This is a genomic window from Terrabacter sp. RAF57 (assembly GCF_052113925.1).
Lineage (GTDB): Bacteria > Actinomycetota > Actinomycetes > Actinomycetales > Dermatophilaceae > Terrabacter.
This window is the reverse complement of the sequence record NZ_JBFRDT010000039.1, coordinates 1-11766: the sequence shown is the minus strand read 5'-3', so window position 1 is coordinate 11766 and position 11766 is coordinate 1. Positions and strand designations below refer to the sequence as shown.

8 protein-coding genes and 1 pseudogene are annotated in these 11766 nt (G+C 64.0%); 6 read left to right on the top strand and 3 right to left on the bottom strand.

The features are described 5' to 3' along the window. Positions 1–69: 69 nt before the first annotated feature. Together AB4Y83_RS22275 and AB4Y83_RS22270 are read left to right on the top strand one after the other, a co-directional pair. A pseudogene (locus AB4Y83_RS22275) lies at positions 70–1110 on the top strand (IS3 family transposase). A 2703-nt stretch (positions 1111–3813) separates the two neighbouring features. Next, complete coding sequence (locus AB4Y83_RS22270) at positions 3814–4044, top strand: hypothetical protein (protein WP_442298218.1); 231 nt, start codon at positions 3814–3816, stop codon at positions 4042–4044. 127 nt (positions 4045–4171) lie between these two features. Here AB4Y83_RS22270 and AB4Y83_RS22265 read toward each other — a convergent pair whose 3' ends face one another. Further along, positions 4172–4399: a hypothetical protein gene (locus tag AB4Y83_RS22265; protein WP_442298217.1), complete on the bottom strand. Its 228-nt coding sequence runs from the start codon at positions 4397–4399 to the stop codon at positions 4172–4174. 757 nt (positions 4400–5156) lie between these two features. On the opposite strand from AB4Y83_RS22265, the gene AB4Y83_RS22260 reads away from it, so the two are divergent. Beyond that, on the top strand, positions 5157–5801 hold the full coding sequence (locus tag AB4Y83_RS22260; RefSeq protein WP_442298216.1) for a hypothetical protein: 645 nt from the start codon (positions 5157–5159) through the stop codon (positions 5799–5801). 532 nt (positions 5802–6333) lie between these two features. Here AB4Y83_RS22260 and AB4Y83_RS22255 read toward each other — a convergent pair. Beyond that, positions 6334–8664 (bottom strand): helix-turn-helix domain-containing protein, encoded by a 2331-nt coding sequence (locus AB4Y83_RS22255; protein ID WP_442298215.1) that lies wholly within the window; start codon positions 8662–8664, stop codon positions 6334–6336. A gap of 166 nt (positions 8665–8830) precedes the next feature. Continuing rightward, positions 8831–9274 (bottom strand): hypothetical protein, encoded by a 444-nt coding sequence (locus tag AB4Y83_RS22250; protein WP_442298214.1) that lies wholly within the window; start codon positions 9272–9274, stop codon positions 8831–8833. 299 nt (positions 9275–9573) lie between these two features. Here AB4Y83_RS22250 and AB4Y83_RS22245 point away from each other — a divergent pair, with 299 nt between their 5' ends. From AB4Y83_RS22245 to AB4Y83_RS22235, 3 genes are all read left to right on the top strand, one after another. Next, positions 9574–10125 (top strand): DUF6998 domain-containing protein, encoded by a 552-nt coding sequence (locus AB4Y83_RS22245; RefSeq protein ID WP_442298213.1) that lies wholly within the window; start codon positions 9574–9576, stop codon positions 10123–10125. Between the two features lie 125 nt (positions 10126–10250). Continuing rightward, on the top strand, positions 10251–10556 hold the full coding sequence (locus AB4Y83_RS22240; protein ID WP_442298212.1) for a hypothetical protein: 306 nt from the start codon (positions 10251–10253) through the stop codon (positions 10554–10556). Positions 10557–10743: 187 nt separating this feature from the next. Next, positions 10744–11073 (top strand): hypothetical protein, encoded by a 330-nt coding sequence (locus AB4Y83_RS22235; protein WP_442298211.1) that lies wholly within the window; start codon positions 10744–10746, stop codon positions 11071–11073. Positions 11074–11766 lie beyond the last annotated feature (693 nt).

The following is an 11766-nucleotide window of genomic DNA, read 5'->3' as shown; positions in this document are numbered from 1 at the left end:
GGGACTGCTGACGCTCTGGTTGACACCTGACCTGTGGCGACAGAGGCCGCCGCTGGAAGGATGTACACCATGCCTGCAGCCCACCCCAAGGAGTTCCGCGACGACGTGATCGCCGTCGCCCGGCGCGGCGAGGCCCCGCTCGGCCAGGTCGCCAAGGACTTCGGGATCTCCGAGTCCTGCCTGCGTAACTGGCTCAAGAACGCCGACGTCGAGGACGGGATCCGACCCGGCACGACACGCCAGGAGTCCGACGAGCTTCGCGAGCTGAAGAAGCGAAACCGGTTGCTGGAACAGGAGAACGAGGTCCTGCGCCGAGCCGCCGCCTACCTGTCCCAGGCGAACCTGAAACTGGGCCAGTCCCCAAAATGAGCTACCCGCTGGTCCGTGACCTTGCTGCTGACGGGATCCCCGTCGCAGTGACCTGCCGGGTTCTGGGCTTCTCCCGCCAGGCGTTCTACGCGTGGTGCGTCGCGCCGGTCAGCGAGCACGACCTCGTCGACGCCTACGCCACCAACGCCGCCGTCGAGGTCCACGCCGACGACCCGGGCTTCGGCTACCGGTTCATCGCCGACGAAGTCATCGACGCCGGCCACGACGTGTCCGAGCGGCGGGTGTGGCGGCTGTGCTCGCAGGCCGGGATCGTGTCCCTACACGCCCGTAAACGCGGCAAGTCCCGTCGGCCCGGACCGCCGGTGCACGATGACCGCGTCGAACGCGACTTCACCTCAGAGCATCCGAACCGGCTGTGGCTGACCGACATCACCGAGCATCCGACCCGCGAGGGCAAGCTGTACCTGTGCGCCGTCAAGGACGCGTGGTCGCGTCGGATCGTCGGGTACTCGATCGATGACCGGATGACCTCTCACCTGGCCGTCGACGCCCTCCAGATGGCCGTCACGCGCCGCGGTGGCCCCGACGTCACCGCCGGCTGCGTGGTCCACAGCGACCGAGGGTCGCAGTTCCGATCCCGACGCTACGTCCACGAGCTCGAACGGCACGAGCGTCACCTGGATCGAAAGGACCTACCACCGCCGACGCCGACAACGACCCCTCGGCAAACTAACGCCCATCGAGTTTGAGACCATCTACGCAGCCGCACACGCGGCCTGAAACCCCACACCACGCCTGTCAACCAGAGCGTCAGCAGTCCCACCGGAACAATCCTTAACCATTTCGGATCTAGACGCGAGCCTGCTTGGCCGTAGCGCCGAGGTGACGCACTACCACTACCGAGATGGCGCGGTTGCATGGAGCGCTTCTTGGACGATGCGTTGGCCGTACGGTTTGCGGATTCTTAGGCTCAGCGTCAGGCTCGCTCGTGGTCCGGCTGGATCACGACCGAGCGATTCGCGGCGAAAGGACGCGGCAACGTACTAGCCCGGACTCGACCGACTGCCAACGCAGCCTCGATGACAGGCCTGTCCACTAGCGCCAGGCGTGGGTCCGGATTCGTGCCAGTTCGGCCTGCCATCTCGCTTCACTCGCATCGCCGGCGATCACTGGCTGCCCGCGGAAGGTCCCCGGGAGCCTAGTGCTCTTGTCGACCACCATCGCGGTCAAGTCCGGCTCCGCCGCCTTTTCGCAGTCTCGAGCGATGCTGTTCAACACGGGGCCGGCAGCACGAGCGATGCCTCCATACGCGGCGGCCACCTCACCGTAAGTAGGTAAGTCGCCGTCGTCCCGATCGATGCATGAGATCAGGAAGCGTCTTGCGGCGTCTACGTCATGCGGTCGACGGCTGAAACCGGTCATGGTTGATCAAACATCGGCATGGCCAAAAGCGCCACCATCGTGTCCCGGAGGCACGGACCGAGTGACGTCCGCATGTGCGCCTGTCCCAGCGTCTCAAGGCGGTCGTGACGCGGCGAAATGACGCGCTATCTACATGGCCCCCAACACCCCGCTCCTCACTGTGCTGCGGTGCTCGTGCGCCGAGGAATCAGATGGCAAGCGACAAGCACGGGCCACGGGCCGCCGGCCGGTGCGATGGCACCTTGTACGACGAGTCAGGCTGTCGCAGGCCCGTTCACGCGCCCACGGTCGTGGCCTTCATGACGAGACGGCAAGGGAACGCGCCCAGCCTGGTTATCATCGATGCCATGGATCATCGTAGCAACGAGTGGGACTATGTGATTGATCGAATCGATGAGATGCGATCTCGGGCTCAAAGCGACAACGACCCAGATGCTGCCGAGCTATCGAGGTTGCTGCTGGTCCGAGTACAGGGGCACGACGTTGACTCCAGCGGGACGCTATCGGCGGCGTCAGACCCAGCAAAGTGCGGCCGCTGCGGAGCGAAGTTCCCCTGTCCCACACTGAAGCACGAGGCCCGGCGTTGGCGTGACCGCGACGATTTTCCCAAGCACCTCCTGTAATCACATCGCCCCTCGCCGTCGTGAACGAAGTTGGTCCTCTGCTCCATTCGCACAACAGAGCGCTCGACAAGCGGCGGAGGACACTGCCGCTTCGCGGCGGAAGGACATTGCCCAGCGTTACCCTCATCTCGACAGCAGAGCTAAACCCGTCCGCGGGAATCCCTCTGGTTGTGGGCCGATTTGCGGTGCCTGGCGCCAAGTCGCGGACCCTCGCGCGCAGCCTCCCAGGCGGTGCGACCGACCGGACCCACATGCACCGTAGCCGCGAACAGTGAGCAGCCACCCCGCCTTCCCGTGGCCGAAGCGAACTCACGAATGTATCTCGAGGAAGCAACCCACCGCCACGCGCCTCTAGGCAGCGCTTTCCTCGTTGCCAGAGTCGTTAGGGCGTGTCAGCAGACCGGGATCTGGTGTCGGGGCTTCGTTCCTCGACGGCAGATCGGTTGGGACAGTAGGGGGTCGCCGATCCGTGTCCTCAGCACGAGAGTGATGCGCACTCACCCCACGCGCTCGGACCAACTCCGCGATGGCTCGGATCACGCGGGCTCCTCCCCGTAGCACGAGGAAGACAAGTACGCCACAGGAGGCGATCACCTGAGCTACAGGCGAATCGAAACTATCAAGCAGTGCACCCATTGCAGTCCTCTCCGGAACGTGCAGGCAGCGAGAATCCCACGATTGTGAATCGTGAGGTGAAGATTCTGAGTTGGGCTTGTGGCCTCAGACCATTTGTGAAGTCTTAACGTCCATATTTGATGCCCAACTTAAGCGAATCGCCCCGGACAAACGTCCGGGGCGCGCTATCGACGGAGCGAGGCAATGACAGACTTGCCAGCGGCACGAGCATTCTCCTCATGCGCGGCAAACAACTCGCTCACAATGCTTACTACCGACTAGGCAAGTCCTGTCTCGAAACGCAACTCACCTTCTTGGTGAGTAGACCCATAATACTCCCGGCGCGACACCGCTACAACGACAACAGGTCTGTGTCCCCATCGACCCCGGGACCTTGCGCCTCCGTCCTACCGAGGACCGCCAGGTGCTCCTCATCGACGGGCCCTTGCACAGACCTCCCCTGCACGCGCCGGAGCCTCCACAGCTCCCCGTGCTCCGAAGAAGTCCGGACCCCATGACTGCATGGCGGGATCTTGCGAGCACCTGAAACTGCTGGAGGCGCCCATCACGCTCCACAGCACAGGCTGGAAGTCATCCCGTTACGCAAGAGTTCTGACCTGCGAGGTGCACGAGATGCAGTCCGGACAGAACAGACCGCATGTCACCTACGGGAGTGGACCGGCGTACGTCGCCCAGTCAACAGGGCGTGCCAGCCGTCAACCGGGCTCACTTGCCGACTGGCGGCGCTGTGACGCACTCCCGGGCTACTTCGCGGGCGTGGCTCTGACCGCATGAAGCGTTCCCTCATCCGTAGGCTCGAGCGGTGAGCTCTGATGACGAATCGTTCCCTGATGACCTGACGGGCCACTTCTGGGCCCGGTTGGTCGAGATGCCGGACCTCGAGCGGTGGCGTTACGAGGTGGTCGACTATCAGAACAACGTCGTGGCCGAAGGTCTGGCAGTGAGCCCGGCACAGGCTGCTCGGTTCGTCATGGCTTGGGACCGCGTCGTTTGCGAGGCGTTCGACGGGAGCGGCGACCCAAGTCTGACCTAACCTGGTTGGGCCACACTGATATGCGGCGGAGGGACACGGCCGCTTCGCGGCGCTATGACGCATCCCGTGCCCTCTGACGCCTATGGGGCCGCTGGCCGCAACAGATAGTTGCTGGCGTTGGAAGGTGCTACTTCTTTTTGAGGAGTGCACCGTCGATTGCGGACACGATTGCCCGAGCCATCTCCAGGTACTGTCCTCGCCACCTGCTCGACTTCTCATACTTGTCGGTGTCCACAAACTCGCGAAGGGTCTCGAGTTGCTTCTTGTTCATGAAGCCCGAAACGACATATCCCGACACCTTCCCGCCAACTTCGACCGGCTGCACCGCGAATGTCACACCGCTGTACCTAGGCACGTGTCCTCCAAGCTCATCAGGGCGATTGGTCGTGGGCTCAATCTCCCACGTCCGTGCGACGACTGGGTGTCATGGCCTCTCATCAGATTGTCCTTCGTCTGGCGTTGCCCCCAGGGCGTTCATCGCTGGTCCCAAAGGCTCGTCGGCGGAAGCCGGTCACCAACAGCGCCCCACTCCCGGGAGCGCGGGCACCTCCCGCCATCGAGGCTCGCATCAACGCGGGCCTTCCGCGGTGCCCGCGCCCGACAGACGGACACTGCCGCTTCGCGGCGGTTAGACGCACCCCGACCGGGCGCCTCTGAAGGCTGGCGATCGACTGCGCGTTGTYGGTAGCCTTCTCGCGTCAGACGGAGACAAACACGCTCCGAAGCGGGCCGAGCGGCTACAGCCGCGAACCCATCGTGCGGGGCTGGATATGAGCCAGCTGAGCATGCGTCCTTAGGAACGGTCGCAGTGCTCGATTGCTCGAAGAGGTCCTATGCAAGCCAGCCCGCTGCGGAGCGCGCCCTACGTGCGATCCAGGAGTCCTGTCGGTCACATGGTCGAAAATCTCCGACTGGGTCCTACTGGTGCAGCAGCTGCAAAGCTTGGCACCTGACGTCAAAGTCGAAGAGTCGCACTCCGAGCTGGCTCAGACGGCGCAGCTCGCGTCGTCTCGCGGGATAGGCAGACGCGGCGGATCGACGTTGAAGCGGACAACCTGCCTCCACCCGTGTCTCACGCGTTACTCGCCACCGCGCCTGTCAAGATCGGCGACATGCGAATCGGCACCTGGAACCTTGCTGGCCAGTGGTCGCCCCGTCACCTCGAACTGCTGACACGGGAGAAGTGCGACGTGTGGCTCCTGACGGAGGTGCATCCGGAAACGTCGGTCCCCGGAATGTGGATGCACAGCACCGGCACGCCGATGGGCGAACGAAAGACATGGGCGGCCATCTTCAGCAATGCCGACCTCGTGCCAGCGGAATCTGACCCCCACTGGGCCACCGCTGCCGCGCACATCGACGGTCTGACGGTCATCAGCTCTGTCCTGCCATGGCGTTCGCGCGGCCAGGAGTGGGGCGGCTCCACCCTGGTCGAGGACGTTCGCAGAACACTTGCCGCGATACGCGCGCAGGTCGACGTGACGACCATCTGGGGCGGAGACTGGAACCAAGCGCTGGAAGGCGGCGAGCACGTCGGGACTCTCGACGGGCGCAACCAGATCCTCGAACTCCTGAATGCCTCACGTCTCTCCGTACCGACGAGATCACTGGGCAGTGCCGCACCCGGGCACCGGTCCATCGACCACATCGCTGTTCCGATGGGCTGGGATGTGAATGCCGCCTACCGCACCCGCGCAATAGCTCAAGGCCAGCGTCTCTCTGACCATGACATGTACGTCATCTCGGTGAACCGCTGACCGACCAGGCCGCGAATGTCTCAAAGGGCAACGGCGCGCCCGGCACGCGGCGAAAGGACGCACGTGGGGCCTTGACGCTGGTGTCTACGAGTGCTGCATGACGGCGGCCCTGGGTAACTTCCCCGAAGCGGTTATGGAGCTGCCGGTAGCGGGAGCTGTCCGTTGCCGGTCGTGGGAGCCCACGACTCGATAATTCACCGGGCCACCGGGCCACCGGGCCACCGGGCCACCCGGGCGACCGGGCCAACCACTTCCAAACTTTCGCGGCAACGAATCAGCGCCAAGGATCGTACGACTGACCCTTGACTACCAAGCACGACATAGCTGGCTCCAACATTTCACGTCCTGATCCTGCTGGCCGTCGTAGCCATTGGGAGATGAGGTGGACCCTGTTGTCACGGATTCAGGCCGACGTGCACCCCGCGACTGGGGTGCTGCGGTCACCGGATTCGGGCTAAGCGTGGCCTTTGCTAGTGCTTGCGGCGCTGCCTGCTGATCCGGCCGGTTTGGGATGAGGAGTCCGAGGGCTGCGTTAAATCAGACGACGGCTGATCCTGATGGCAGTGAGTAGTTCCTGGAAGAACCCCTTCAGGTCGGTCAGGAGAGCGCGACGGGCCTGGCGCTTGGCAGCAGTGTCGACGTCGTCCCCGACCAAGCCGCGGAACTGCTCCAGCTCCGCTCGGTGGGCAGCAATAACGTTGTCCAGACCAGCTTCGACGCTGCTTCGGGTGTCGTCCCAGTAGTTCGTGACGGCTTCCTGGAGCAGATCCCGGATGGTTTTGCCGGTCTTCTTGTTGGGCTTGTCGAAGCCCTTGACGAGGGCCTTGGCGAGCCTTTCCTCCCAGTCCGACCGGAACATGAGGCCGAGCAGGACGCCAATCATGATGATTGCTATGGCGACGCCGACGGGTCCGCCGACTGCCGCCATGGCGGCGGTCATGGTCGCGCCCCCTGCCGGGAGGGAAATGCCGACAGCCGAGAGCCACCCCGCGGCCTGCGCGGCGATGATGTAGGCGCCGAGGTTACCGAGGGTCGAGGCCCAGACCGCGAGAGCTCCCACGGTGGCGGTGCTGAGCGCGGCTCCGACGAAAGCGCCACGCAGATCATAGGGGATGTCGAAGGAGCCACTGGCGACGTCGATGTTGCTGATGGATATCGCCAACGCATCCAACTCGTTGTCGAGTTCCTTGCCGAACTGCAGGGACTCACGTTCAAGTACCTTGGCTAGGTCGTTCTGCAATTGGCTGACGATCAGGCCTCCGACCTCTTCCTGGGCCGCCTTCTTAGGGTTCTCATCGCCGCGTCCTGCCTCGAGAAATGCCTTCTGACTGTACTTGGACCGTATGAGTTTCTCCACTTGGACGACATCGAGCCTGCGGCTAAATGCCTCGTGCAGCGCCGTGAGGGACCGCGTGCGACGCACGTTGATTGCGGCATTCAACTTCCGCTTGGTCGACTTCACGGCCTTCTCCACCTTGAGTGCCGTTTCCTCGAGATCGGGCAGCTCAGAGGACGCGTTCTCCGCAGCTTCCAACGCCGCCTCCTGCCGCCCGAGCTGCTCGACAAACCCGTCCACCGCACCGGTCAGCTGGTTGGCCAGATGCTGCGCTGCGGTGGCAGGGAGATCCTCAGCAAGGAGCACTGTCAGCTTCTGCAGCAGCGCCCCACCACGGCTGGGACCACGGCCGTTGCTGTCGTAGAAGGCGAACATTCGGGCGCGGATCTGCTCTGGGGACCACTGCTCCTCCGCCGCGCTGGCGCCGTCGTCGCCAGGCTCATTCGCGCCGTCCGTTTCGGCCCGCATCGCAACCGACACCCGAACAGCTCCACCGGTCAAAACCTCGTCCAGGTCCATATCGGAAATGCCTGCGTGTGCGTGCGAGGCGACCAGGAACACCCGGTCGACAGCCGGGACGTCCGAGTACGGCGTCAGAGACCGCATCCCCGGCAACAAGTAGGAAACCTGGCTGGCCGACATGAACCCGGTCGGGGGGCTTAGGTGGACCAGCACGTGAGCGCTCTGCCTCGCGACCTCGGACAACTGATCGTCGTCGTCGCTGGCGTCGCTGCCCGGCGTGTCGATGAGGTCGCAGACCTTGAGGATCTCGGCGTCGAGGAACACGACGCCGTAGGCGGCGCCCTCCAAGCCGTGATCGGCGCCGTGCGTGCCGACCTGAGCGAGCAGGTCGAGGTCGCCTGCCGTCAGGTAGTGGTCCCTCACGTGCTCCTCGTCGTCGACCCGGTCGACATCGAAGCCCGCGCGAAGGATCAGCACCGATGGTGAGGTCTGGCGTCCGATGTTTTGCGCCAACCAGTCCGTCATCGGGGCCTGCAGCCACGCCGGCCGGTCGTCCTCGTGACGCACAACGGTCACCAGGCTGGTCGTCGGCTGGTAGCGCACTGCGAGGCTGCGCCTCTCGAGCAGGATGTTGACGAAGGTCGACTTACCCCCATCGAACGGGCCGACCATCAACACCCGAGGCTTGCGGATCAGCCCCCCAATGAGGTGGTGAACCTCAGCAGGGCCCCGAAGGCCATGGGCGGCAGCGCGTTCGGTCAGGCCATCGAAAGAGGTCCCGACACCGGCCACCAGTTGGGCGAAGCGCTCCAGTCCCTGACGGCCATCAAGGTCGACGCGAGGGGCCAGATCCGGCTCAAGCTCCGTACCGGTGAGCATCTCCTCCACCGAGAGTCCGAGAACCTGCGAGAGGGACAGCACCAAGCTGAGAGGCAGGCCGTCGGGCGAGGCCTCCCACCGCGAAATCTGGGACTGGTCAACGGCCAGCAGGTCCGCGAGGTCCTTCTGGCTCAGGCTTGCCATCCGGCGGAGATTCTTCAGGTCAAGTACGGGAGTCGTGGTCATGGGCACGAGCGTGGCACGTCGGGCCGCCGTTGTCAGCATAATGATGTGGATTCGACATATCTGCATGCTCTTGATGCTCGACCCGCCATGGCCGGCCAGTCACAGGCGGCGGAACGACGCGCGCGAACCTCTTCCACCTAGGGCCACGGCCATGAGAGCCGGGGTCTCATGGACGAGGTTGCTCGAACGTCGGTGGTGGAAGCTGCCAGATCGCGCGGTCGACGCCTTCCACGGTCATGGAGAGTTCACTTACGCGACGCATCCAGTCGGCCAACGACAACCTGTCACCTCCTGAAGGCCCGCCAGCCCCGGTTGCGGACCCATCAGTGGTCCTGACTTTGCCTCGTTGGTCGCTCCACCCAAACACTGTTCCGTCCAGCTGGGCCGGAAAGAGGTAGTGCGCCAACTGGTTGCGGACGACGCGCGCCTCCTCGCTTTGCGCGAGCAGGTGTCTCAACTCATCCCGGTGCTGTTCTTCGGTCACCTCTTCGAGGTGCTGACCGCAGGCTGTGATGACGGCATACAGCGAATCCAACCCGGCTTGGTGGCGGCAGCCGAAGCGGCCGTGCAGCACGCGAAGTCGGTCTTCCAGCAGCGACGTCAGCAGCACGTACCTCCCAACCGCGGCATAGAAGTCCTCGTCGTGGTCGCCGAGTAACCGTCGCGAGACACCAAGACGATCCCGACTGGGATGCATGGGCCCTCCCATCTCTGCTGCCGTAGGACCCAAGCCTTACCTCCTGTTCGCGGGCCACTCGGGGCGACCGCTGCGCAACCAGCGTCGCACGATGGAGTTTCTGTTGCCGATCAGGCCTACAGCGAGTCGCCATGCCGTACTACTCGCGGCCGAGGGACGCACCCCCCGGCGCTTAGTGCCGAGCGCTTGCGAGAGGGGTCGGCCACCGCTCCGTGAGGCATGATTACCGGGTGGACAGACTTTCAGGGGAAGCACCCAATCCTTCACCTGTCGCCCATCGAGAGCGAACCGCCCGTACAGCTGTACTAGTCGCCCAACTTCACGCGATCGTGCAGGAGCTGGAGAGTATGCATCCGGGCAGGAAGTTTCCCCTGGATGGGCACCTGGTCGGTTCGATTGGTGAAGCAGCCGCTGAGGCCATGTTCGATCTGACGCTCGTCGACGCGTCGTCAACTGGACATGACGCCATCGCTGCTGACGGCCGGAAGGCCGAGATTAAGGCGACCTACGGAACGAGGAGCGTGGCGATACGGAGGACGTCGCACGCTGCGGCCGCGGCTCTTGTCGTACTGCGACTGTCGCGCTCGCCAGAGGTGGCGCATGAGGTGGTCTTCAATGGGCCATTGTCGGTTGCGCTGGAGGTCTCCGGCGTCACGCAGAGCAACGGCCAGGCGAAACTGAGCCTCACCCGCCTACGGGCACTCAATGAGCTGGTCGCGGACGACGAGCGTGTCTCTAGCCGACGTCGCATCAGCGGCATCTAGGACGCATGCGGCGGATAGACGCGCGACTCTGGCCCCGAGGAGTTGTCGCGCCGAATGCGACCGAGGCTGGACGCCACGAAGAGCGGCCACCCCCGGGAGCGAACGATGTATGGCACCCTCTCGCTATGGACCTGCCGATGGATGCCTCGTTCCAGAGCTTGTACGAGGATGCGAGATCCGAGCTTGTCGCTGGATATGAGGAGGCCGATCGGCGCGTCCTTTCGTTCGCGATAGAACATGGCATCTCGAGCGAAGAAGTCTGGGACCTGATCGCCCAGGAGGCCTCCCTTCGTGATGACGACGCTGTCGAGTACCTGGCGGAAAACCCTCTGATACAACCTCCTTCCTCGCCCTTCATTGCTGAAATGGCCCCGCTCGTCGCTGAGGGCGTCAAGTGGGCTCTGGGCAAGTGGCAGAACCGCGGCCGCTAGCGCGTTCAGCATGCAAGCGTCACACGCTTAGAGGCGGTGCGAGGCGCGCCCGGCAGGCGGCGGATTGACGCTGCTTGCTAGGCCACGGCGAAGTGGGCCGATGCGCAGTCCCAACGAATCGGCTCCCACCGCAGGCTCGATGGCGTGAGATGCTGCGCGGCAGGTACATCCCCGGCATGGAGGAACAGTGGAAGAGTCTCAGCCAGACGAGGACGCTCCAGCGTCGACGGCCCTGGAAAGCGTTGGGGCAGCAATAAGTTCATTCGTGAATCGGGTGGGTGGGTGGCTGTCTGAAGTTCACCACTCCATGACTCCGATCGGCCACGCTGAGGACGCGCTCGAAAGAGGAGATTCCAGGTTCCTGATTGAGCTGCAGGTGGACCGCGAGACGATGCAAATCGTGGACGCGATCGAAGCGCTCGGCTGGGATTACGAGCGTGCCGATTATCATCGCGTCGAAGAGAAGACCATGGGTGTCTATCTGTTTCAACGCGCCCAAGGCCCTGCTTTGCCGTGATTGCCCGGTGCTCCGTCGTGGCGGTCGCGGTGGACTGCGCGGAAAAGTGGCCCTGAGTCCGCCGCACCAACGCCATGAACGACGGCTGAACTACCAGATGAGGCGAAGCAGATGGGGGGTAGGAGGAGCCCGGGCAGTCTTCGGGGAAACTTGGCGCTTCAGGCCTCGTCGGTGGCTGCCGTTGGCTGCCCTTCTCTCGATCGGCTACTCGCGGCGGAAGGGCACTGCCGCTTTGCGGCGAAATGCCCCTAGTTACTGCTGAGTCACACGACACAGGGCCTCAAGGCAGGCATAGGCCGGGAGGAGTCGACGCAAGACGTGACGGCGACGTGAGGTCTCAAGAAAGTGTGGGCCGTCGTACTGTCTACCGGCCGTTGAGAGCGCCTAAGGGTTGAGGAGCCAAGTTGGCTTCTCGAGTCCAGAACTAAGGAGCTCAGCATGATTGTRTGTGGATTCTGCGGCCATCGAGGCTCGCACGCCGAAGTGACCACGGATGGCGAGGTGCGCTACTGCAGCCAGTGCCCCGCGTGCCGCTCGATGGCGCTGTCGACGCCGCTCGAAAACGAGGCCGTTCCGACGGTCGAAAACGAGGCCACCGGTTTGTCGGTTCTAGTCTGCCGGGTCTTGGGTTCTGATGCTGGGCAGGGTGTCGATTCCTCGGTTGCGTAGCCGGTAGCTGGCGCCCTTTAGGGT